Here is a 24,304-nt window from a genome sequence, read left to right on the forward strand (position 1 = left end):
GCTGTCCGCCCTCGCGGCCGCGCTCGGCGAACCGGCGGGGCCCGCGCACGCCGCAGACGTCATCCCGGCCCTCCCCGCGGACGCCCCCGCACCCCTGTCGTACGCGCAGCAGCGTCTGTGGTTCCTCGACCGGTTCGAACCCGGCAGCACCGAGTACACCACCCTGTCCGCGCTGCGGCTGCGCGGCCCGCTCGACACCGCCGCCCTCGGCGCCGCCCTGGACGGTCTCGTGGCCCGGCACGAAGCCCTGCGCACCACGTTCGCCGAACACGAGGGGCAGGCGCGGCAGATCGTCCACCCGGAACGACCCGTCGACCTGCCGGTGGCCGAACTCCCGGACGCCGCGGCCCTGGACGGGTTCCTGGAGCGCGTGGCCGCCACCCCCTTCGACCTGGCCACCGGTCCGCTGCTGCGCGCCCGCCTCGTCCGGCTGGCCGCCGAGGACCACGTCCTCGTCCTGGCCGTGCACCACATCGTCACCGACGGGTGGTCCATGGGCGTGCTCGGCCGGGACCTGGGCGAGCTGTACGCGGCGGCCCGCGCGGACCGCCGGCCCGAGCTGCCCTCGCTGCCCGTCCGCTACGCCGACCACGCCGCCTGGCAGCGGGCCCGCGCCGATCGGGCGGAGGAGGAACTCGCCTACTGGCGGGCCGCCTTGGCCGGCGTCGCCCCGCTGGAACTGCCCACCGACCGGCCGCGCCCGGCGGTCCGCACCCGCGATGGCGACCTGGTGACCTTCACCCTGCCCGCCGCCCTGACCGAGCGGCTGCGCGAACGCGGCCGGGAGGCCGACGCCACCCTGTACATGATGCTGGTGGCGGCCTGCCAGATTCTGCTCGCGCGGTGGGCCGGCCAGGAGGACATCACCGTGGGTACCGTGACCGCGGGACGCGACCGGCCCGAACTGCACGACGTGGTCGGCATGTTCGTCAACACCCTGGTGCTGCGGTCCCGGGTCCGCCCCGAACTGCCCTTCCGTGCACTGCTGTCCGAGGTCCGCACGACCGTCCTGGAGGCGTTCGCCCACCAGGAGGTGCCGTTCGAGCGGGTGGTGGACGCCGTCCAGCCCGAGCGGGACACCAGCCGCACCCCGCTCTTCCAGGTGATGGTCGCCCTGCACAACCTCGGCGCCGAGCCGCCCCGGCTGCCCGGCCTGGCCGCGGAGCCGGTCACCCCGCCGGTCCGCGGCGCCACCTTCGACATGGCCTTCGACTTCGTCGAGAGCGACGGCGGCCTGACCGGCTACCTGGAGTACAACACCGGGCTCTTCGACCGCGACACCGTCCAGCGCCTGGCCGCACGGTTGCGCGTCCTGCTGGAGGCCGTGACCGAGGCCCCGGAGCTGGCCGTCGGCGCGCTGCCGCTGATGACCGACGACGAACGGCGGCAGGTGCTCCGGTACGGCGAGGGGGCCCGGCTTCCCGAGCCGGACACCACCTTCCCCGCGCTGTTCGAGGCCCGGGCCGCCCGCACCCCTCACCACACGGCCCTCGTCGCCCGCGACACCACCCTCGACTTCGCCACGCTCAACGAGCGCGCCAACCGGCTCGCCCACCACCTCATCGCCCGCGGAGCCGGCCCCGAGGACGTCGTCGCCGTACGCCTGCCGCGCACCTCCGAGCAGGTGGTCGCGTTGTTCGCGGTCGCCAAGGCGGGCGCCACGCTGCTCAGCCTCGACCCCGGACTCCCGCGGGAGCGGGCGGACTTCCTGCTGTCCGACGCCCGTCCCCACACCCTGCTCTCCGACCTCGCGGCGGTGCCCTGGGACCGGCTGCCCGCCCACGACCCGACCGACACCGACCGGGTCCGGCCTCTGCTGCCCAGCCACACCGCCTACATCGTCTACACCTCCGGGTCCACCGGCCGGCCCAAGGGCGTCGCCGTCGAACACCGGCAGCTGGTCAACCTGTGCCAGGACCATGAGGCGGGTCTGCTCGCCCCGCACACCGCGGGCGGCCGCCGGCTGCGGGCCGCGCTCAGCGCCTCCTTCTCCTTCGACACCTCCTGGGAAGGGCCGCTGCTGCTCGCCCTCGGCCACGAGGTGCACTTGATCGACGAGGACGTCCGCTTGGACCCCGAGGCGTTCTGCGCCCAGGTCGCCGACCGCCGCCTCGACCTGGTGAACGTCACCCCGTCCTTCCTGCGCGAACTCACCTCGGCCGGACTGCTGGCCCCCGGCCGCCACCACCCGGGCCTGCTGCTCGTCGGCGGCGAGGCCGTCACCCCGGCGGGTTGGCGCGAACTCGAGCGCGCAGAAGCCGAGTTCCAGGTCGCGGTGTACAACATGTACGGGCCCACCGAGTGCACGGTCGACGCCGTCTACGGCCGCGTCGCCGACCGCCCCGACCGGCCCGTCATCGGCCGCCCCGGCGGCAACCTGCGCGCCTACGTGCTCGACGGCGCCCTGCGCCCGGTGCCGCCCGGGGTGCCCGGCGAGCTGTACCTGGCCGGGGACCAGGTGGCCCGCGGCTACCTGAACCGGCCCGGCCTCACCGCCGTCCGCTTCGTCGCGGACCCCTTCGGGGCGCCGGGGGAGCGGATGTACCGCACCGGGGACCGGGCCCGGTGGGACCGGGACGGGCTGCTGGAGTTCCTGGGCCGGGTGGACGAGCAGGTCAAGATCCGCGGGTTCCGCATCGAGCCCGGCGAGGTGGAGGCCGCCCTCCTCGACCACCCGGACGTCACCGACGCCGCCGTTGCCGCACGCGAACACGCCGGCCGTCCCATGCTCGTCGGCTACGTGGTGCCGGCCGCCGACCGCGTCCCGTCCGCCGAGGAGCTGCGCCTCGCGCTGCGCCGCACCCTGCCCGACCACATGGTGCCCACCGCGTTCGTCCGGCTGGCCCGCATTCCGCGCACCACCAGCGGCAAGACCGACCGGCGCGCCCTGCCCGCCCCGCCCGCGCAGCCCGACAGCACCACTGCGTACGTCGCTCCCCGGCCCGGCACGGAGGCACGCCTGGCCGAGATCTGGGCACAGGTGCTCGGTGTCAAGCGGGTCGGTGCCCGCGACAACTTCTTCGCGCTCGGAGGCGACTCCATCCTGAGCATCCAGATCGTCGCCCGCGCCCGGCAGGCCGGCCTCGCCCTCACCACCAAGGACGTCTTCCGCCACCAGTGCATCGCGGAACTGGCCCTGCGCATCGAGGAGTCGGCGCCCCGAACCATCGCCGCCGAACAGACCGGCGAGGCACCGCTCACACCGATCCAGCACTGGTATCTGGACGGCCGTGACCCCGGCCACCTGCCGCGCTTCACCATGACCCAGCGCCTCGAACTCGCGCCGGGAACCGACGAAGAGGCCGTCAGCGAGGCGGTCGACGCCCTCGTGCGCCACCACGCCGCCCTGCGCACCCGCTTCCGCCGCACCGCCGACGGCTGGCGCCAGGAAGCCCTGCCGCAGGCGCCGGACGACGTCTTCAGCCGCCACGACACGGCCGCGCTCACGGACGCCGCGTCGGAGGCCGAGGTCCAGCGGCGCACGGACGAGGCTCAGGCCGCGCTCGACCCGCTCGAAGGCCGCGTCGTCCGCGCCCTGTTCTTCGACCGGGGGCCGGACCGGGCACCGCAACTCGTCATCACCGCCCATCACTTGGTCATCGACGGAGTCTCCTGGCGCATCCTGCTGGCCGATCTGGAGACCGCCCACCGGGCGGCGGCGGCCGGTCGGTCCGTCGAACTTCCGTCCACCGGAACCTCTTTCACCCACTGGGCCACGCGGCTGGCGGAGCACACCCGCTCCGGCGCCCTGGACGCCGACCTGGCGTACTGGACGCGCACCGTCGACGCTCCGGCTGAGCTGCCCGCGGGTCGGCCCGGCCCCAACACCCACGGCACCGCCGCCACCCTCACGGTCACCCTGGACGACGCGACCACCGACGCCCTGCTGCGCCAAGTCCCGGACACCTACCGCACCCAGGTGAACGACGTCCTGCTCAGCGCCCTCGGGCGCACCCTGGCCCGCTGGTGCGGGCGCGACACCGTCCTGCTCGGTGTGGAGGGACACGGCCGGGAGGACCTGTTCGAGGATGTCGACCTGTCGCGTACCGTCGGTTGGTTCACCGCCGAGTACCCGCTCGCCCTCACCGTCGGCCCGGACGCCGGGTGGCACGACACTCTCCGTTCGGTCAAAGAGCAGTTGCGCGCGGTGCCGCTGCACGGTCTGAGCCACGGCGCCCTGCGCCACCTGGTGGCGGACAGCCCGCTGGCCGGCGCCCCGGCCCCGCGGATCGGCTTCAACTATCACGGCCGATGGGACACGGCAGGCACCGGAAGCGGCGGCCTGGTCCGCGGCTCCCTCCCCCCGGTGGGCCGGGACACCGACCCGGACGAACCCCGTCCCTACGTGCTGGACATCACCGGGGTCGTCCAGGACGGTCGCCTCGAACTCGGCTGGACCTACCCGGCAGCCGTCCACGACGAGGACACCGTCCGCCGGCTCGCCGAGGAGACCCTCGCCGCCCTGCGGGAGATCGTGGCCCACTGCGCCCGCCCCGAGTCGGGCGGCCGCACCCCCGCCGACTTCCCGCTCGCCGGCCTCGCCCAGGAACAGCTGGACCGGCTCGTCGGCACCGGCAGTGACGTCGAGGACGTCCTGCCGCTCACCCCGCTCCAGTCCGGCATGCTCTTCCACGGCCTCGTGGACACCGAGCACGCCTACTTCGACCGCACGGCCGTCCGCCTGGCCGGGGTGGCCGACCCGGGAGCCTTCGCCACCGCCTGGCAGCAGGTCGCCGACCGCACGCCGGTACTGCGGGCCTGCGTGCACTGGCACGGTCTGCCCCACCCGGTGCAGGTGGTCCACCGGCGCGTCGAACTGCCCGTCACCCGGCTCGACTGGCGCGCCCTGACACCCGGACAGCGCGCCGAGGCCACCGAGCGGCTGCTCGCCGAGGACCGTGCGGCCGGCATGGACCTCACCACCGCGCCGCTCACCCGGATCACCCTGGCGACTCTGCCCGGCGACGAGGTGCTGCTGGTGTGGTCCACCCACCACATCGTCCTCGACGGCTGGAGCACCGGGCAGCTGCTCACCGAGGTGTGCGAACGCTACGCCGCCCTGACCGGGGGCCCGGACCCGGCACCCCCGGTACGGCGGCCGTTCGCGGACTTCCTGCACTGGCTCGCCACACAGGACGAGACGGCGGCCGAACGGCACTGGTCCGAGGCGCTGGACGGCTTCACCGCCCGCACCCCGCTGCCGTACGACCGCACGCCCGCCGAGGCCCACCGCGCCCGGTCGGCCGCCACCGTCCACCACGAGCTGGACGCGGAGGTCTCGCACCGGCTGCGGGAGTGCGCCGCACGCGCCGGACTCACCGTCAACACCGTCCTGGAGGGCGCCTGGGCCCTGCTGCTGGCCCGCTCCAGCGGCCAGGACGACGTGGTGTTCGGCACCACCGTCTCCGGCCGCCCAGCCGAACTGCCCGGCGTCGAAGGCATGATCGGCATGTTCATCAACACCGTGCCGACTCGCGTCCAGGTACCCGGCGGGCCGGTCCTGCCGTGGCTGCGCGGCCTCCAGGACCGGCAGAGCGACGCCCGCCGCTTCGACTTCCTCGCGCTGCCCCGCATCCAAGCCGTCAGCGAAGTCCCGGCTGGGCAGGCCCTGTTCGACAGCATGGTGGTCTTCGAGAACTACCCGGTGGACGAGTCGGCGACGGCGCGTACCGGCGTCCGGGTCGAGGAGGTGCGTGCCGACGACGCCACCACCTTCCCCTGGTGCCTGCGCGCCCACCTCGCCGAACGGCTCGGCTTCGACCTCGCCTACGACCCCGCCCTGTTCGACGCCGGCACCGCCGAGCGCGCCGCGGACCGTCTGGCCGCGCTGCTGAGGGCCCTCGCCGACGGCTTCGACACCGACCTGGACAAGCTCGACCTGCTCGTTCCCGCGGACCGCGAGCTGCTCGCCGCCTGGAACACCACCGCCCGGCGGACCGTCCCGCGCAGCCCAGTCGACCTGTTCGTCGACCAGGCCCGCCGCACCCCCGACGCCATCGCGGTCCAGGACGGCGACCGGGAGCTGACCTACGGGCAGCTGCACGACTGGGCCTCCGCCCTGGCCGCCCGGCTGCTGGCGGACGGGCTCGCGGCCGAGGACCGGGTGGCACTGCTGCTGGACCGCTCCGCCGAACTCGTCGCCGCCCAGCTCGCCGTGCTCATGGCCGGCGGCGCCTACCTGCCCGTGGACACCCGATCCCCCGAGGAGCGCAGGCAGAACCTGCTCGACGAGGCCGGCGCCACGGTCCGGCTCACCGCCGCCGAGGTGGCCGCCGCCCGGACCGGCACCGCCGCGCGGCCCCTCCCGGCCGCCGACCCCGACCGGCTGGCCTACGTGATGTTCACCTCCGGCTCCACCGGCCGCCCCAAGGCGGTGGCGGTACGGCACCGGGACGTGGCCGCGCTGGCCACCGACAGCCGGTTCGCCGACGGCGTGTGCGACCGGGTGCTGCTGCACTCGCCGGTCGCCTTCGACGCCGCCACCTTCGAGGTGTGGGCGCCACTCCTCAACGGCGGCCGCGTGGTCGTGGCGCCGGACGGGAGCGTGGACGCCGCCCTGTTGCGCCGGCACGCCGACGGCGGCGGGCTGACCGCGCTGTGGCTGACCGCCGGACTGTTCCGGCTGCTCGCCCAGGACGCCCCCGACTGCTTCCGCGGCCTGCAGCAGGTGTGGACCGGCGGTGACGTGGTGCCCGCCCCGGCCGTGCGCCGGGTCCTCGCCGCCTGCCCCGGCCTGACCGTCGTCGACGGCTACGGCCCCACCGAGACGACGACCTTCGCGACGTCCTTCGCGCTCGCCGACCCCGACGCGGTGCCCGACACCGTACCCGTCGGCCATCCGCTCGACGACATGCGCGCCCACGTCCTCGACGCCCGGCTGCGGCCCGTGCCGCCGGGCTGCGCGGGCGAGCTGTACCTGGCCGGTGAGGGCGTCGCCCGCGGCTACCTGCGCCGCCCCGGCGACACCGCCGCCCGCTTCCTCGCCGATCCCCAGGGCCCGCCCGGCGCACGCATGTACCGCACCGGCGACCTGGCCCGCAGGCGGCCGGACGGCACCGTCGAGTTCCTCGGCCGCGCCGACGACCAAGTCAAGATCCGGGGTTTTCGGGTGGAACCCGGCGAGGCCGAGACCGCGCTCGCCGCCCACCCGGACGTCACCGACGTCACCGTGGTGGCCCGCGAGGACCGGCCCGGCGCCAAGCGGCTCGTGGCGTACGTCGTGGGTCCGGCCGCCGAGGACGCGGAGGAGCTGCGGGCCTTCGCCGCCCGCACCCTGCCCGACTACCTCGTCCCCACCGCCTTCGTCCCGCTCGCCGCCCTTCCGCTGAGCCGCAACGGCAAGGTCGACCGGACAGCCCTGCCCGCGCCCGAGGACCGGCCGGGACACGCGCGGGTGGCGCCCCGCACCCAGGCCGAGCGCCACACGGTGGACGTCTTCGGCGAGGTGCTGGGCAGCGAACCGGTCGGCGTGGACGACGACTTCTTCCAACTGGGCGGCGACTCGATCCTCAGCATCCGGCTCGCCTCCCGGCTCGCGGAGGTCTTCGACACCGAGGTCACACCCCGCGCAGTGTTCACGCACCCCACACCGGCGGCGCTGGCCCGGCTGCTCGGCGACCGGCAGGGCTCCGGCCGCCCGGCCATCACCCCGGTCGCCCGGGACGCGGTCGCCCCGATGTCCCACGCCCAGCAACGCCTCTGGTTCCTGCACGAGTTCGAACCCGCCGGCGCCGAGTACGTCACCGCGCTCGCCCTGCGGCTGCGCGGCACCCCGGACACCGGCGCGCTCCGCGCGGCCCTCGCCGCCGTGGTCGCCCGGCACGAGTCGCTGCGCACCACCTTCGACAGCGTCGACGGTCACGGCGTCCAGCGCGTGCACCCGCCGCACGAGGTCCCCCTGCCGGTGCACGACCTGACCGGGCTCCCCGAGGCCGACCGGGAAACCGCGCTGCGCAGCCTGCTCACCACCGAACGCGCCCGGCCGTTCGACCTGCGCGAGGGCCCGCTGCTGCGCGCCGGTCTGGTCCGGCTCGCCGACGACGAGCACGTGCTCACCCTCGCGCTGCACCACATCGTCACCGACGGCTGGTCCACCTCCGTCCTGCTCGGCGACCTCGCCCACTTCTACCGGGCCGAACTGGGGGTCCCACAGGCGCCGTTGCCGCCGCTGCCGGTTCAGTACGCCGACTACGCGCACTGGCAGCGCACCACCGGGGACGCCGGCGCGGACGAACACCTCGCCTACTGGAAGGAGCACCTGGCCGACACCGCCCCGCTGGACCTGCCCACCGACCGGCCCCGGCCGCCGGTGCGCACCAGCGCCGGCACCACCGCCCGGCTGGTGGTACCCGCCCGGACCGTAGGCGGACTGACCCGGCTTGCCCGCGACCACGGGACCACCCTGTTCACCACGCTCGTCGCTGCCGTCCAGGCCTATCTCGCCCGGCTCTCCGGCGCCGAGGACATCGCCGTCGGCACCGTCACCTCCGGCCGCGACCGGCCCGAGACCCAGGCCCTCGTCGGGTTCTTCGTGAACACCCTGGTGCTGCGCTCCCGGGCCGAGGCGGGGACACCCTTCTCCGGGTTCCTCACCGCCGTACGCGGGACCGTCCTGGACGCCTTCGCCCACCAGGACGTGCCCTTCGAACGGGTCGTCGACGAGGTGCAGCCGGTCCGCGACACCAGCCGCAGCCCGCTCTTCCAGGTCATGGTCGTTCTCCAGAACACCCCGGCCGCCGGTCTCGACCTGCCGGGACTGGACGTCACCGACGTCGAACCCGACTCGGACCAGGCCCCGTTCGACCTCACCCTCGAGTTCGCCGAGACCGACTCCGGGGAGCTGCACGCCCTGCTCACCTACAACACCGACCTGTTCGACACGGGCACGGCCGAGCGGATGGCCGGCCAGCTCGGCACCCTGCTGCACGCCGTCGCCGCCGACCCGGACCGCCCGCTGGGCGCCCTGCCGCTGGCCTCCGACGGCGAGCTGAAGGGTGTGCTCGACCAGGGCCGGGGCGACTTCCGGCCGGTGCCCGAGACCACCCTGCCGGACCTGTTCGAACAGCAGGCGGCCCGCACTCCGGACGCGGTCGCGCTGGTGGACGGCGACCGGGAGCTGAGCTACGCCGAGGTGGAGCGGGCGGCCAACCGGCTGGCCCACCGGCTCATCCGCGAGGGCGTCGGACCGGAGCGGGTGGTGGCCCTGGCACTGCCCCGCTCGGCGGCGACCGTCGTGGCCCAGCTCGCCGTCGCCAAGGCCGGCGGCGCCTTCCTGCCCGTGGACCCGAACTACCCGGAGCAGCGACAGGAGTTCATGATCCGGGACGCCGGCGCCCACCTGGTCCTCGGCGACCCCGCCGAGGTGTGGGCGGCCGAGGGAGCCGAGACCGCCCCCACGGACGCCGACCGCAGCCACGCGCTGACCCCCGACCACCCCGCCTACGTCATCTACACCTCCGGCTCCACCGGCACGCCGAAGGGCGTCGTCGTCACCCACCGGGGTCTGGCCCCCTTCGCCGCCGCGGCCGCCGAGCGGTACGCGGCGGGCCCCGGCGACCGGGTGCTCCAGTTCGCCTCACCCAGCTTCGACGCCTCCGTGCTGGAGCTGTGCGTGTCCCTGCTCAGCGGGGCCGCGCTGGTGACCGGCGAGGAGGGGCCGCTGGTCGGGGAGCGGCTGGCCGAGGTGCTCGCCGCCCGGCGGATCAGCCACACGCTGATCCCGCCGGCCGCGCTCGCCACGCTCCCGCCGGAGACCGCCACCACCCTGGCCCACCTTCGTACCCTCATCGTGGGCGCGGAGGCGTGCCCGGCCGACCTCGTCGCCGTCTGGGCAGCGGGCCGACGCATGATCAACTCGTACGGGCCCACCGAGGCGACCGTCGTCGCCACCTGGACCGGGCCGCTCGTCCCCGGCACCGTCGCGCCGCCCATCGGCCGCCCCTCCGGCAGCACCCGCGTCCATGTGCTCGACGCCGCCCTGCGCCCCGTACCGCCCGGCGTGACCGGCGAGCTGTACATCGCGGGCCCCGGACTCGCCCGCGGCTACCTCGGTCGGCCGGGACTCACCGCCCAGCGGTTCCTGGCCGACCCGTTCGGGGCGCCGGGGGAGCGGATGTACCGCACCGGGGACCTGGTGCGCTGGAGCGCCGACGGCCTGCTCAGGTTCGCCGGACGCGCCGACGACCAGGTCAAGCTGCGCGGGTTCCGCATCGAGCCCGGCGAGATCGAGAGCGCGCTGCGCACCAGCCCCCTCGTACGCGACGCCGTGGTGGTCGTACGCCCTGCGCAGACGCCCGGCGCACCAGACCGGCTCGTCGCCTACGTCGTACCGGCGGCGCCGTCCACCCCCGAGCCCGCCGGCGCCGCCCTGCCCGGCGGCGAGCTGCGGCTGCATCTCGCCGGGCTGCTCCCGCCGCACATGGTGCCGTCGGTGTTCGTCCCGCTCGACCGGCTGCCGCTCACCCCGAACGGCAAGACCGACCGGCGCGCCCTGCCCGCCCCCGGGCCCGGGCAGACCGCCGACGGACCGTGCACCGCGCCCCGCACCGACACCGAACGCAGGGTCGCCCGCATCTGGGCCGACGTCCTGGGCATCGAGGACGTCGGCGCCGACGACAACTTCTTCGCGCTCGGCGGCGACTCCATCCTCAGCATGCAGGTCGTCTCCCGGCTGCGCCGCGACGGCCTGCACGTCGCCACCCGCGACCTGTTCACGCACCAGACCGTCGCCGAACTCGCCGCCGTCGTCCGCACCGCGCCCCAGCGGTCCGACGACGGCCCGGTCACCGGCGAGGTGCCGCTCACTCCGATCCAGGAGTGGTTCCTCGGCTCACCCCGCGCGGCCCACCACCACTTCAACCAGTCGGTGCTGCTCGAACTCGACGGCGCCCCCGACCCCGACGCACTGCGCGCCGCGCTCGACGCCCTGATCGACCACCACGACGCCCTGCGCATGCGGTTCACCCGGGACGAGCACGGCTGGCGGCAGTTCAACCCGCCGCCCGCTCCCGGCCAGGACATCCTCGTCCGGCACGACCTGAGCGGACTGTCCGCCGAGGACGCCGACGCGGCCATGGCCAAAGCCGCCGACGAACTGCACGCCGGCTTCGACCTGGCCCACGGCCCGCAGCTGCGCGCGGCCCTGTTCACCGGCGACCCGGACCGGTCCGTGTTCCTGCTGCTGGTCGCCCACCACCTCGTCGTGGACGCCGTCTCCTGGCGCGTCCTGCGCGACGACCTGGAGACCGCCTACCGCCAGGCCCGCACAGGCGGCCCCGTCACCCTGGGGGAGCGCGGCACCAGCTTCCGGGACTGGTCCACGCGACTGTCCGGGTACGTCGCCGAGGGCGGCTTCGACCACGAACTGCCTTACTGGGAAGAAGCCGTACGCTCCGAACCCGCCCCCGCCGGCCCCTCACCCGCGGCCGAGGCGGTGCCGGCCGCCACCGTGAGCGTGGAACTCGACGAGGAGGACACCACCGCCCTGCTCCGCTCGGCGCCCACCGCCTACCGCACCCGTGTCAACGACGTGCTGCTCGCCGCCCTCGCCCTCGCGCTGGCCCGCTGGACCGGGCACGACCGGGTCCGCCTCGACCTGGAGGGGCACGGCCGAGAGGATCTGCTCGACGGCATCGACCTGTCCCGCACCGTCGGCTGGTTCACCACCGTCTATCCGGTCGCCCTCCAGGTGTCCGACCCCGGCGTCCTCGGCCCCGACCGCGACTGGCGGTCCCTGGTGAAGTCGGTACGCCGCCAGCTGCGCGCCGTGCCCGGCAACGGGATCGGCTTCGGCGCGCTGCGCACCTTCGGGCCGCCCGAGGTCCGCGAACGCCTCGGTGATCATGCGCACAGCCAGGTGGTGTTCAACTACCTCGGCCAGTGGGACGCCCGCCCCGAGACCGCGGACGGCGGCCTGGTGCGCGCCGAACACGGCTCGTTCGGACAGGACCACGACCCCCGGGACCCCGGCTCGCACCTGGTGGAGGTGGTGGGCGCCGTCCAGCACGGTCGGCTCGCCTTCACCTGGCACCACCGGCCCGGCGTCCACGACACGGCGAGCGTGCGCCGGGTGGCGGAGGACTTCGCCGAGGCCTTGCGCCACCTCGCCCGGCACGCCAGGGGAGGCCGATGACGGCGTTCCCCCACGAGGCACCGTCCCGGCGCACCGCCCGGCACGGTCCTCGCGCACCGCGCGCCCCGACTCCCGTCGCCCGCTGGTGAGCTCAGGCCGACCCACCCGAACCGGACACCGAGAACAACAAGGAGAACCACATGGACGAGAACACCCGCTACCAGGTGCTGCGCAACGACGAGGAGCAGTACTCCCTGTGGCCCGTGGACATCGAGGTGCCCGCCGGCTGGCAGCCCGTCGGCAAGGAGGGCACCGAGGCCGACTGCACCGCCTACGTCGACGAGGTGTGGACCGACATGCGTCCCAAGAGCCTGCGCGAGCGCATGGAGAACGCGGGCGCCTGACCGGCCCACCCGCAATGCCCGCCGGGCCGGCCGCGCGCCGGCCCGGCGGCACACCGCACCCACGTCCCGCCCACGCACGTGCCGCCATACCGGCGCCCCACCGCCCCGGCCCTCCCGGACCGCCCGAGAACTCACGGAGCCCTTCATGACCCCCGAACTGCGCACCGAACGCCTGGTGTTCCTCCCGTACCGGCCAGAGCACGAGGACGTCTTTGTCGAGCTGCTGCGCGACGAGGAGGTGTGCCGCTGGATGGGCCAGGACCTCGTGCCCGAACCGCAGATCCGCGAGGTGTTCCGCGCCATCCTCACCGACATCTACCCCCAGGGGCGGTTCGACGTCTGGGGCCTGTGGCTGGAGGGCCGCTACATCGGCCACGCCGAGGTGAAGCCGACCGGCAACGTCGAGGGCCATGAACTCGTCACCGCCCTCGCCCCCGGCTACTGGGGACGAGGACTGGGCGGCGAGGCGGTCCGCGGCCTGCTCCGGCACGCCGCCGCCAACCTCGGCCTCACCGAGGCATATGGCATGGTCGGCGCGGAGAACACCGCGAGCCTGGCGATGTGCCACCGCCTGGGCTTCCGCCACCTGCGCGATGTCGTCGGCGACGACGGTTCGGTGACGAAGCTGCTGGTCATCCCCACGGCGGCGGCCGGCACGGCCGCCGTCACGCAGCCTCCGGCGACCGGCACTGGCACCGGCGCAACGGACGGCGGCCCGGTGCCCGCAGAGGCGCCGGGTGCCGAGGGCCTGGCCGGTGCGGCGAATGCCGGGGAGGCCGGACAACTGATCATTTCAGAATGAGTTCGGCTCACAGGCTCGGCGGTCGGGCTGGTCGGCGGCAGAGTTCCGAGGATGCCGGAGACCGCCCGATGGCCTCCGTGCACGGTGTCGGGCACGCGCTGCCGCCCGAGCGGGGTTCGCAGTGGATGACGTGCTTCGAGGTGGCGGACGTGAAGGAGTCGGTGGAGTGAGTCGCGGACCTCGGAGATCACGCCGCCCAGGCCGCTCGGGACGGCGGGCGGGACCGGGTGGCGGCGTGATGCGGATTCCGAAGGGGCGCGATGCGCACCGGTGGCGCCGGCACACTCGTGACCACGCGGTCCGCCGTCACCGACTGGGCGACATCAGGTGCGGGGAAAGCTTCGGGCCCGCTCAGCCACTCACCACACCGAGAAGGACTCGGACCGTCTCCGCCATCCTCTCCCGGCCCTGGGCGATGTAGGGGCGGGGGTCGGTCAGGTCGGGCCGGGCCGCCAGCGCTTCGCGGACCGCGCCGGTGAACGCGACGTTGAGAGCGGTACCGATGTTGATCTTCACGATGCCCGCCTGGACGGCTTGTCGCAGATCGTCGTCGCCGACGCCCGACGAACCGTGCAGCACCAGAGGTACGGGCACCGCCTCCCTCAGGCGTTTGATGAGCACGTGGTCCAGGGTCGCGGAGCGTTCGGTCATCGCGTGGCTGCTGCCGACGGCGACGGCCAGGGCGTCCACGCCGGTGTCCGCGACATAGCGCGCCGCCTCCTGCGGGTCGGTGCGCACCCCGGCCGCGTGGGCGCTCGCGGGGGCGTCGGGCTTGCCGCCCACATAGCCGAGTTCGGCCTCCAGCCACAGGCCCGCGCCGTGGGCCCACTCGGCCGCGGCGCGGGTGGCGGCGAGGTTCTCGGCGTACGGCTGCGCCCCGGCGTCGAACATCGCGGAGGAGAACCCCGCGTCGGCCGCCGTGCGCAGCAGCCGCATGTCCGTCACGTGGTCCATGTGCAGTGCGACGTCGACGTCACAGGCCTTGCCGACCTCGGCCGCTGCCCGCGCGACCGGTTCGACCCGGCCGCCGTGGAACCGTACGGCGTTCTCGCTGATCTGCAGGATCACCCCCGGGGCGCCCGCGGCGGCTGCGCCGGCGGTGATCGCCTCGGCGTGCTCCAGCGTGATCATGTTGAACGCCGCGACGGCCCGGCCCGCGGCGGCGGCCTCCGAGACGAGTGCGCGCGTGGGAACCAGGGGCATGAGGGTGTCCCCTCGCTTTCATGTCGGTTCGGTGGGTACGGGCCGGTGTCGGCCCGCACCGCCAGGTGGTTCGGCCGGTACGGATATGTGGGCGATCAGGACTTCTGCGGGGCCGGACTCATGTCCGCGCCGTCGTCCGCCGCCCCCGGGGCCACGGAACTCTCGCCGCTCTTCTCGTCGCTGTAGACCATCAGGGTCGAACCGGCGAGGGCCAGCACGATGCCGAGGGTGCCCCATACGTTGGGGAGCGTTTGGTAGACCGCCAGGGACAGCACGATGGTCAGCACCGGTGCCAGTGCGTTGGTGACGGGGGCGACCACCGTGGCCTTGCCCCGGCTGAACGCCATGACCAGGAACAGCGCGCCGACCGCGTTGAGGACCTGCGTCACCGCGGTGAGTGCGGGCGCCTGCCACGGGGCGTCGGACGGGAAACCGCCCATCATCACGAACGCCACCGGCACCAGCAGCAGTCCGCTGATGGTCATCCAGCCGAAGGTCGTCGCGTCGTTGACCCCGACCACCGCGGCCTTGCGCATGCAGAACGCCTGCGCGCCCCAGGCGACGCAGATCAGGACGGCCATCAGCAGCCACGGGCCGTGCGAGTTCGAGTCGTCCTTGGCGCTGGGAATGCTGAGCAGCACGATCGCCGCGAGCGCCGCGACGACACCCACGAGGGCGAGCCGGTTGATCCGCTCACGCAGCAGCGCCATCGCCATGAGGACGGTGACCACCGGGGAGAGCGAGACCAGGGGGAAGATCAGGTACGCCGGGCCGTTGGCGAGCGCGTGGAACAGCAGCAGCTGTCCGCCGGCGCCGGTCAGTCCCGCGATCAGTCCGTACACGGCGGCGATCGGTCGGCGGTCGAAGGTGTTGCCGCGCATCGCGAAGTATGCGGGGATGAGCATCGTGAAGGCCCAGATGATGTAGATCATCTCGTTGGGGTAGCCGTACCTGCTGTTCGGCTCGCTGGAGAAGGCGCCCCACACACCCCAGAACAGGACCAGCAGCGATGCGTACACGATCCAGCTCTTTGTGCCTCTGTTCATCGGTCGTCCTCTCGTGAGGCAGGGGTCCCTGGGGCCGTGCGCAGCGCGTCGAGCGCGGGCTGGTCGAGCGGGGTTCCGGCGAGTTTTGCCGCGTACAGGGCGGCGCCTACGACAGGCTCGTAGAGAGGGTGTCGCAGCTCATAGGGGGTAAGGCGATTCTTCAGTCCGGAGGCGAACGCCTCCAGAACCGTGTGGGCGCCGAAGGTGCCGCCGGAGTAGGAGACCGGTACGGTCTCGTCCGGGCCGAACTCCAGCCGCTCGCGGGTGACTTCGACGAGCAGGGCGAGTTCCCGGCCGGCGTCGGTGAGGATCCGCGTGGCGACCTCGTCGCCCAGAGCGGCCGCCTCGGCCACCGAGCGGCTGAGCGCGGCGATCCGGCTCCGGTCGCCCTGCCACTGGTTGTGGACGACGTCGATCACGTCGAGGTCGGACGCGAGATCCAAGTGGCGCCTGAACACCTCGGCCAGGGGGCCCTCGGGGAGCCGCCCGTCGCTCATCCGTGAGAAGGCGTTGAGGCCCCGGACCGCGATCCAGTGCGCCGATCCCTCGTCGCCGAACATCTCGCTCCAGCCACCGATGCGCACGCCCCGGCCCAGTCGCTCGCCGTAGGTCATCGAACCGGTGCCGCTGATGACGTTGATGCCGTCGAGCGCGCCCAGCGAACCCGCCCAGCCGCAGACCATGTCGTTGTCGCAGGCGTAGCGGTCGTGCCCGAGCACCGCTCGCGGGGTCGCGTTCAGGACGGGCAGATCGCGGGCCGCCTCCCCGTAACCGGGCAGCCCGAAAAAGGCGTACTCGACGTCGGCAGGGGGCAGCCCGGCCTCGGCGCAGACGGCTTCGACGCCTTCTTTCAGCACATGCCCGACAAGCTCGATGCCGTGGGAGAAGTAGTACGAACTTGCCGCCTGCGCTCGCGCCACGATTCGTCCGGACCGGTCGACCATGCAGAAAGCGGTTTTCGTACCGCCACCGTCGACACCTAGGAACATCGTTGTACCTCCGTCCGGCGCCCTTGAACCGCGCCGTCGATGTCTTTGATCAGTTGTGCAAGGAGTGCAAGGTCACGCCCTGCACCACGCGGTTGATCTCACCCGAGGGGAACGGGTTGTCGGGCCGCAGGCCCCGGGCCAGAGAGGCACGCAGGGCGATGAGCTGGGCGTACACCACGGCGGACAGCGCCAGGGCGACATCCTCGACGCCATCGAGGTCCGGCAGCGGCCAGGTGTCGGTGCCTGTGCCCTCCGTTCCCGTGCCGGAGTCCGCGGAGACCGTGACGACGCTGCCGGCGGGCAGATTTCCGCGCAGCTCCGCGTAGATGTCCTGGTCGTACTTGCGGGTGTACGGGTCGTTCGACATGTACACCACCGCGACCGAACGGTCGTTGAGCACCGCCTTGGGACCGTGGCGGAATCCGAGCGAGGATTCCGCGACGGCCATGAGCGTCCCACCGGTGAGCTCGAGCACCTTCAGCGCCGACTCCTCGGCGAGGCCCTTCAGCGGGCCGCTGCCGAGGAAGACGATCCGCTCGGGCGCCCTCTCCAGGAGGGTGCCGACGGTGCGGTCGACAGCGCTGCTGTCGGTGATCGACTCGGCTGCACGGGCCAGGCGTTCGGCGACGCCGTCGTAGGCGCTGCCGCCCAGCGCGAGCAGCGCCGCGAGTGTCATGCACGTGAAGCTCGACGTCATGGCGAAGCCGCGGTCGTTGGACCCGGGCGGCATCAACAGCACGTGGGACTTCGGCAGCTCCGCGTGTTCGCGCGCCAGGCGGCCCTGCTCGTTGCAGGTGATCACGAGGTGGTGCACCTCGGAGAGAATCTGGTCGGCCAGGGCGGTCGCGGCCACGGACTCGGGGCTGTCGCCCGACCGTGCGAAGGAAACCAGCAGCGTGGGCACGTCCTCGGCGAGACAGCCGCGGGGGTCGGCGACGAGGTCCGTGGTGGCGACCGCGTCGACGCGCCGTCCCAGCCGCCGGGCCAGGGCGGGCTGGAGCACCTGGCCGGCGAAGGCGGAGGTGCCGGCGCCGGTGAGCACCACGCGCAGATCGCCGCGGGCGACGAGCGGACGCAGGAAGGCGTCCAGCGAGTCCCGGGAGGCCGAGACGATCCGGTCGACCTCGCGCCACAGCGCAGGCTGCTGGGCGATCTCGCGGACGGTGTGGGCAGCGCCGTCGTCCACGGACAGCGTGCCGGAGGGCGTGGTCACACGTGCTCCTTCTGGTTCGGGCGGGAGGCGCGGTCGTAGTCGCGCAGGACATCGCGGACGTGGTCCACGGCCAGGTCGCGCGGCCGGGCGGCGAGCTCGCCGTGGCGGACACGGGCGTACTGGAGCGGAAGATGTGCGCTGAGCAGCGGCAGGGGGATGTCCACGGCCGAGAGGTTGTCCAGGAGCCGGGCCTGGGCCTTTTCGATCTCGGGGTCGGGCCAGTAGTAGCGCATTCGGTCGCTGTAGCTGTAGCGGCGTGCGAGGCGCTGCTCGGCGGCGCCGCCCGGGTAGTAGCCCTCCCACGTGGCCGGCTCCGCGAGCATCCGCTGCTCGACGACCTCGGCAAGCCGTGACCGCTCGGCGGCCGGCACCAGTTCGTCCTCGATCGCGGCGAGGGCGAACAGCGCCTCGCGCAGGGCGAAGGTCAGCCCGGGGCCCACCTTGAGGATCGCCCAGTGGTCCTCGACCAGCGCGGTGAGCGCCTCGGCGGTCTGGTAGTCGGTCGAGTGGGCCTCGTAGACCATGGTGGGCTCGTCGTCGAGGACCTTGCGCAGTTCCTCGGTCAGCTCCCGCCGGTAGTCGACGACCTGAAGGTGGTCGAACTCGACGGCCGGCTGGACGACGAGGGCCATGACACGCGGCCAGACCTCGTCGATGCCGTGCCGGGCGAACGCCTTGCGGTGCTGCTCCAGAGTGGTGCGCGCCGCCTCGGGCGTGGTCGGGACGAGAGTGCCGAGCGTCTCGTGCGCGCCGCCGGGCGTGGGCACCTCCGTACCGATCACGTACCGGATCCGCTCGGTCCGCTCGGGGCCGGCCGTCTCCTCGGCCACCCGGATCAGCCGCGCGGCGCGTTCGGCGACCACGTCGTCGGCCAGCGGTACGGGGTCACCGGCGCACGCGAAGCTGCAGTCCAGGTGGATCTTTGTGAAGCCCGCCGCCACGTAGGCGGCGACCAGGGCGTCGGCCCGCTCCATCGCCTCGTCGGGCGTCAGGGACTGCCACCGGTTCGGTCCCAGATGGTCACCGCCGAGTATCACGCGGTCCAGTGGCAGACCACTTTCGGCGGCGATGCGGTACACGAGGTCGCGGAAGTCCGCGGGCCGCATGCCCGTGTAACCGCCGTACTGGTCGACCTGGTTCGAGGTCGCCTCCACCAGTACATGACCGCCGCTCTCCCGTGCCTGGACCACGGCTGCCTCGATGACCAGCGGATGTGCCGAACACACCGAGGTGATGCCCTGCGGCTGTCCGGCCTTCTGGCGCCGGACCACCTCGCTCAATGGGCTCTGCATTGCCAACCCCTTACTCAACGTGCATTTCGAGCCCTTTCGCCATGTTGGCCCGGAGCCCAGTGGGGACAGTACTGGTCTCATTAATGGCCGTCAATAGTCTTATTCTGGTATGTATCTGGTATTAACCGGGAGACATCCGCCCCGTAGCCGGTACGTGGTGAAGGAGGAGAGCCTCCGTGACCTGAGGCGATCAATCAGCCCTGATTGGTGATGGAGGCCCGGAACCGGTAGCGGTCCCCCCGGTAGACCTGGACGGTCAGTTCGATCGGGCGTGATTCCTGGTTCGACGTCAGCTGGGTCGCGACGAGCATCGGCATGGTCTCCTCGATCTCGAACAGCTCGATCTCCCGTGGCGTCGGGTGGCGGGCCTCGACCGAATAGTCGGCGACGCGAGGCAGCTGCGGCGGGTCGGCGGCGCGCAGGGTGGCGTAGAGCGAGGCCGTGTTGAAGTCGGTCTCGGCCAGGGCCGGGCAGGCCGCCAGGGGGAGCCGGTTGTGCTCGAGCACGACCAGCAGACCGTCGAGGAAGCGCAGTCGGTGGAGGTCGAAGAGGTCGGCGCCCGGAGCGATCCGGAGCTGCTCGGCCTCGGACACCGTGGCCGGCCGGACGGTGGCGGAGAGCACCTTGCCGGCCGTCGTCAAGCCGTTGGCCTGGGCATAGTCGGCGAACCCCTGGACCTGTGGGGCCGCCGAGCCGGACGTCATCGTCGCCTCGGGGAGCAGACCGAGCTCGGCGACGAACCACCCGCGCGACGACGACGGCCGCACGATGCCCCGTGACTCCAATTGCGCGAGGGCCGCTCGCAGCGTCACGCGCGACACGGAGTACCGCTCGACCAGAGCCCGCTCGGAGGGCAGCCGGTCACCGGGGCGGGCGGCAGCGGCGCGCAGGTCCTCGAGCAACCGCGCGGCCGTGCGCTCGTACAACGGGAGGACGTCGTCCCCGAACAGACCTCTGGGCATCGCCGTTTTCGCATCCGTCATACCAGAAACATACCAATTCGATCGACGGCGCGAACCCTTTTCCCGGGCGGTCCCACCCGTTGACATGCCACTCGAATACCACTTACGTTCTCGCAGCAGGCCACCCCGTGATGAGGAAGTCGCCCGTGGGCGACCTTCCGTTTCGCCGTGCCCCGGGCACCCTCCGATGATCGAGGCAGCGTTGTGGCAGCTCACCGAGGGTGGCCGCGCACTGCCGCCCGAAGGCGGACTCGCACCGGGGTGCCCGCTCCGACGCCACGCCGTCCCCCGACCCCACCCGACCCGCTGCGAAAACCAGTAGCAGACCAGGCATCGACCAGACTTACGGACGGTTCCTTTCGCCGCGAAGACGCGGCTCGGCTCTGAACGATCCACCACGACGGACAGAAGGCAGCTGCCCCAGTCGGGCACGCGCGACCGAAAGAGAGTTCGACATGACGGACATGAACCGGCGAAGCGTACTGAAGGTCGCGCTGGGGGGTGCCGGCCTGGCCGCGCTCCCCGCCGTGGCCATGAGCGCCTCACCCGCGGCCGCCGCACCGAACTCGGATCCCGACCTCGTCGGAGTCGGCGACACCTCCATCACCCTGGAGTTCGACGACCAACTGCGCAGTCGGGTGGCGCTGAAGAGCGTCTACCTCACCCGCTTCGACGCCGGCGAAGCCCTGCTGGTGGGCGACAAGGCCATCGAGGCGTTCGCCTACCGCGGACACCGGACCCGCGCTACCCGGCACTCCCGCCACGGCGCGGGCGTCCGGGTCACGATCGAGGGCACGTCCAGGGAAGGCGTGCACAAGACGGTCGAGCTGACCTCCTTCGAGCGTCTGGCCGGCATGATCGTGATGAAGGTGACCTACACCAACAGGTCCTCCACCGCGCTGAAGGTCACCGGGTGGCGCAACGGAGCCCACGAACTCCTGGAGACCCCCGGCGGCTTCTACACCTTCTCCGGCACCACGTACACGGACCGCCGCGACTGGGTGATGCCGGTGAAGGACGGCTACGTCCAGGAGAACTCGCTGGGGATGGACTCCTCCGACTACGGCGGCGGCACCCCGCTGGCGACCGTCTGGCGCCGGGACGCGGGCCTTTCCGTCGGACACGTCGAGCCTGTGGCGACGATCCTGCGCATGCCGGTCCGCAAGACGGCCGACGGCGCGAGCATCGCCATCCAGGACGACACAGCCCGCACCCTGAAGCCGGGCCGTCGGCTCAGCACCAGCACCACGTTCCTGACCGCCCTCCCGGGCGACCACTTCGTGCCGCTCCAGCGGTACCGCGACTACATGAGCGACATCGGCCAGTGCGCTCCCAAGGTGCCCGCCTCGGCCTTCGAGCCCATCTGGTGTGCCTGGGGCTACGAGCGCGACTTCACCGTCGAGCAGGTCACCGGAACGCTGCCGAAGGCGCACGAGGTCGGCCTGCGCTGGGTCGTGCTCGACGACGGCTGGCAGACCAACGAGGGCGACTGGGACATCAACACGACGAAGTTCCCGCGCGGCGAAGCGGACATGCGGGCCTTCACCAAGGAGATACGGGACGCCGGCCTGCGACCGCGCCTGTGGTGGGCCCCGCTCGCGGCGGACCCCGACAGCAACCTGATCCGGGACCGCTCCGACATGCTGTTGCTGGACCGCGACGGCAACAAGCAGGACGTCACCTGGTGGGACGCCTACACGCTCTGCCCTGCCTACCAGCCGACCGTGGACTACTTCGTCGAGCAGGCGAAGAGGTTCATCGGCGACTGGGGCTACGAGGGGCTCAAGATCGACGGCCAGCACCTCAACAGCGTCGCACCCTGCTACAACCCGAAGCACCGGCACGCCCGCCCCGAGGAATCCACCGAGGGCCTGGCGCGGTTCTGGAAGGCGATCCACGAAGCCGCGCACGCGGCGAACCCCGACGCCCTCGTCGAACTCTGCCCCTGCGGCACCGCCTTCGCCTTCCACAACCTGCCCTACGTCGACCAGTACCCCAGCTCGGACCCGGAGTCCTCCTACCAGGTCCGGAGCAAGGGCAAGTCGATGAAGGCGCTGATGGGCGCGGGCAGCAGCTACGCCGGCGACCACGTCGAACTGAGCGACCACGGCGACGACTTCGCGTCCTCCTACGGGGTCGGAGCCGTCCTGTCGACCAAGTTCACCCTCCCCGGCACCGGAGCCCCGGACAAGGCGACCGACCTCACCCCGGAGAAGGAGGTCCTCTGGCGCAAGTGGGTGTCCCTGTACGAGCAGAACATGCTGCCCACCGGTGAGTACCGCGGTGAGCTGTACGACATCGGCTTCGACAAGCCCGAGGCGCATGTCGTGGCCAAGAAGCGGACCCTCCACTACGCCTTCTACGCCGACCAGTGGGACGGGACGGTCGAGCTGCGCGGTCTGGGCAGCACGCGGTACCGCCTGACCGACCCGTTCACCGGCAAGTCACTCGGAACCGCCACTGCTCAGCACAACACCGTGCAGCTGTCCTTCGAGCGGTTCCAGCTCATCGTGGCCGAGCCCATCGGCTGATCGACGGACAGCAGTGGCGACGCTCTTTGACCACGCGAGCGGCGTGCCACAGGCTTGCCGGGCCCCCGCTTCCCCCGGCAGGTCAGGGGGAGGCTCGGACCCGGCATGGCCGGTAAGGCCGCGCGGTCCTGGGCGTCACCGTCGGTCATCTGGCGGACCGGCACGGGGGCGCGGCGTCTACGAGGTGCGCTGAACCGGATGTGGTCGGCGGAGCACGCGCCCACGTCGTACGCCTCCCTGGTGCGCCCGGTGCCGGGGGAGGACATCGCCGCAGCGGACGGTCAGTTGAGGCAACACTTCGGGTACGGAATGCCTGCCGAGTCGACGGCGCCGTGGCGGCTCTGCGGTGGGGTCAAGCACCAGGAGATCGAAGGCGACGAGCAGGAGGAGGTCGCCTCGGGGGTCTTCCTCCCGGGCGGAGTCGTCCTCCCCCGGAGCAGGTGGCCGCCGAGGCCGCGGGGCTGCGCTTCCCGTTCGTGATCAAGCCAGCGGACGGATCAGGCAGCTCTACCGTCTTGTTCGGGTTGATCGAGCCATTCGTAGGGTTGGGTCGCCCAGGGGTGCTGGGTGTGGCTATCAGGCGGCTGCCGTCTCGTGGCTTCCCTTGCTTCGCCGCCCAGCGCCCCACGACGACTCGGCCGCCGATTAGGAAGTGCGAACAAGTCGCTGTGTAGAGCAATGCCGGCGAGGTCGTCTGCGGCACGAACATCACGAACATGCGCGTCAGGAGCACGATGAGCCGGATATGGGCGGGGATCGACAGCGGCAAGGGCCACCATCACGGCATCGCTCTGGACGCAGACGGCAAGACGCTGCTGTCGCGGCGGATCGCCAACGACGAGCCCGAGCTGCTGAAGCTGATCGGTGACGTCCTGGACCTGGCCGATGGCCGCGAGGTCACCTGGGCCATCGACATGACCGGCGGGGAGCCCGCGCTCCTGCTGGCGCTGCTGGTCAACCACGGCCAGGAGATCCTTTACATCCCCGGCCGGCTGGTGAACCGGGCAGCCGACGGCTACCGCGGCGAGGGCAAGACCGACGCCCGCGACGCCTACGTGATCGCCGACCAGGCCAGGATGCGCCGCGACCTGCGGCCCATCCGCCCCGGCGACGAGGCCGCCGTCGAGCTCAAGCTGCTGACCGGGCGCCGTGCCGATCTGGTCGAGGACCGCACCCGTGTGGTCAACCGCCTGCGGAGCTCTCTGCTGAGCATGTTCCCGGCCCTGGAACGGGCTCTGGACGTGACCAACACCGGCCCTCTCAGGCTGCTGACGGGGTACCAGACCCCGGCCGCGATCCGACGGGTCGGCGTCTCGCGGCTGACGACGTGGCTGGCCAACCGCAAGGTCCGCAACGCGAGATCCCTGGCCGAGGCCGTGGTCGAGGCCGCCGAGCGCCAGCACACCGCCGTTCCCGGGGAGAAGACCACCGCAAAGCTGGTCCACACTCTGGCCGAGGAGGTGATGGCCCTCAACGAGCAGGTTTCCGAGATGGACAAGCTCATCGAGGGCCGGTTTCGCGAGCACGAACTCGCAGACATCGTCCTGAGCGTCCCGGGTATCGGGACCGTACTCGGCGCGGAGTTCCTGGCTGCGGTCGGCGGCAGCCTGGACGAGTTCGCTTCCCCGGACGCCCTGGCGGCCTTCGCCGGTGTTGCTCCCGCTCCACGCGACTCGGGCAAGGTCAGCGGCAACCTCCACCGGCCGGTCACCTACCACCGAAGACTCCAACGGGTCTTCTACACCTCGGCTCTGGTCAGCGTCCGCTACGACCCGAACTCGCGGAAGTTCTA

General features: G+C 72.5%; 11 protein-coding genes. 5 read left to right on the forward strand and 6 right to left on the reverse strand.

The window, feature by feature from the left end; all coding sequences use genetic code 11:
- Positions 1-115 precede the first annotated feature (115 nt).
- The 3 genes from FRZ03_RS37690 to FRZ03_RS37700 all read left to right on the forward strand — a co-directional run bounded on the left by FRZ03_RS37690 (position 116) and on the right by FRZ03_RS37700 (position 13,276).
- Complete coding sequence (locus tag FRZ03_RS37690) at positions 116-12,130, forward strand: non-ribosomal peptide synthetase (RefSeq protein WP_261399505.1); 12,015 nt, start codon at positions 116-118, stop codon at positions 12,128-12,130.
- Between the two features lie 140 nt (positions 12,131-12,270).
- Positions 12,271-12,474: an MbtH family protein gene (locus FRZ03_RS37695; RefSeq protein ID WP_146469664.1), complete on the forward strand. Its 204-nt coding sequence runs from the start codon at positions 12,271-12,273 to the stop codon at positions 12,472-12,474.
- 145 nt (positions 12,475-12,619) lie between these two features.
- Positions 12,620-13,276, forward strand: a complete 657-nt coding sequence (locus tag FRZ03_RS37700; protein WP_146469666.1) for a GNAT family N-acetyltransferase — start codon at positions 12,620-12,622, stop codon at positions 13,274-13,276.
- A 351-nt stretch (positions 13,277-13,627) separates the two neighbouring features.
- On the opposite strand, the gene FRZ03_RS37710 is transcribed toward FRZ03_RS37700, so the two are convergent.
- From FRZ03_RS37710 to FRZ03_RS37735, 6 genes are all read right to left on the reverse strand, one after another.
- Complete coding sequence (locus FRZ03_RS37710) at positions 13,628-14,479, reverse strand: class II fructose-bisphosphate aldolase (protein ID WP_146469667.1); 852 nt, start codon at positions 14,477-14,479, stop codon at positions 13,628-13,630.
- 95 nt (positions 14,480-14,574) lie between these two features.
- On the reverse strand, positions 14,575-15,525 hold the full coding sequence (locus FRZ03_RS37715; protein ID WP_146469668.1) for a DMT family transporter: 951 nt from the start codon (positions 15,523-15,525) through the stop codon (positions 14,575-14,577).
- Positions 15,522-16,514 (reverse strand): N-acetylglucosamine kinase, encoded by a 993-nt coding sequence (locus FRZ03_RS37720; RefSeq protein ID WP_146469669.1) that lies wholly within the window; start codon positions 16,512-16,514, stop codon positions 15,522-15,524. Before FRZ03_RS37720 ends, FRZ03_RS37715 begins: the two co-directional genes overlap by 4 nt.
- 49 nt (positions 16,515-16,563) lie before the next feature.
- On the reverse strand, positions 16,564-17,727 hold the full coding sequence (locus tag FRZ03_RS37725; protein ID WP_146469670.1) for an SIS domain-containing protein: 1,164 nt from the start codon (positions 17,725-17,727) through the stop codon (positions 16,564-16,566).
- Positions 17,724-19,019: a D-tagatose-bisphosphate aldolase, class II, non-catalytic subunit gene (locus FRZ03_RS37730; protein ID WP_146469671.1), complete on the reverse strand. Its 1,296-nt coding sequence runs from the start codon at positions 19,017-19,019 to the stop codon at positions 17,724-17,726. The genes FRZ03_RS37725 and FRZ03_RS37730 overlap by 4 nt, the downstream gene beginning before the upstream one ends.
- Before the next feature lie 194 nt (positions 19,020-19,213).
- Positions 19,214-20,002 carry a GntR family transcriptional regulator gene (locus FRZ03_RS37735; protein ID WP_261399504.1) on the reverse strand — a complete coding sequence of 263 codons (789 nt, stop codon included), beginning with the start codon at positions 20,000-20,002 and terminating at the stop codon, positions 19,214-19,216.
- A 434-nt stretch (positions 20,003-20,436) separates the two neighbouring features.
- Between FRZ03_RS37735 and FRZ03_RS37740 the strand changes: the two genes are divergently transcribed.
- The gene (locus FRZ03_RS37740) at positions 20,437-22,512 is read left to right on the forward strand and encodes a glycoside hydrolase family 36 protein (protein ID WP_146469672.1); all 2,076 of its coding nucleotides are present in this window, start codon (positions 20,437-20,439) and stop codon (positions 22,510-22,512) included.
- A gap of 734 nt (positions 22,513-23,246) precedes the next feature.
- Positions 23,247-24,304 (forward strand): IS110 family RNA-guided transposase (locus tag FRZ03_RS37745; RefSeq protein ID WP_146469673.1); only part of this gene is annotated, 1,058 nt, incomplete at its 3' end.

The organism is Streptomyces misionensis (genome assembly GCF_007896895.1).
Classification (GTDB): Bacteria; Actinomycetota; Actinomycetes; order Streptomycetales; family Streptomycetaceae; genus Streptomyces; species Streptomyces misionensis_A.

What these genes read in the sequence shown, in the direction of transcription:
- FRZ03_RS37720 (WP_146469669.1), bottom strand. Translation starts at nt 16,514, where the DNA reads ATGTTCCTAGGTGTCGACGGTGGCGGTACGAAAACCGCTTTCTGCATG.
- FRZ03_RS37730 (WP_146469671.1), bottom strand. Translation starts at nt 19,019, where the DNA reads ATGCAGAGCCCATTGAGCGAGGTGGTCCGGCGCCAGAAGGCCGGACAG.
- FRZ03_RS37735 (WP_261399504.1), bottom strand. Translation starts at nt 20,002, where the DNA reads ATGACGGATGCGAAAACGGCGATGCCCAGAGGTCTGTTCGGGGACGAC.
- FRZ03_RS37715 (WP_146469668.1), bottom strand. Translation starts at nt 15,525, where the DNA reads ATGAACAGAGGCACAAAGAGCTGGATCGTGTACGCATCGCTGCTGGTC.
- FRZ03_RS37695 (WP_146469664.1), top strand. Translation starts at nt 12,271, where the DNA reads ATGGACGAGAACACCCGCTACCAGGTGCTGCGCAACGACGAGGAGCAG.
- FRZ03_RS37710 (WP_146469667.1), bottom strand. Translation starts at nt 14,479, where the DNA reads ATGCCCCTGGTTCCCACGCGCGCACTCGTCTCGGAGGCCGCCGCCGCG.
- FRZ03_RS37740 (WP_146469672.1), top strand. Translation starts at nt 20,437, where the DNA reads ATGACGGACATGAACCGGCGAAGCGTACTGAAGGTCGCGCTGGGGGGT.
- FRZ03_RS37700 (WP_146469666.1), top strand. Translation starts at nt 12,620, where the DNA reads ATGACCCCCGAACTGCGCACCGAACGCCTGGTGTTCCTCCCGTACCGG.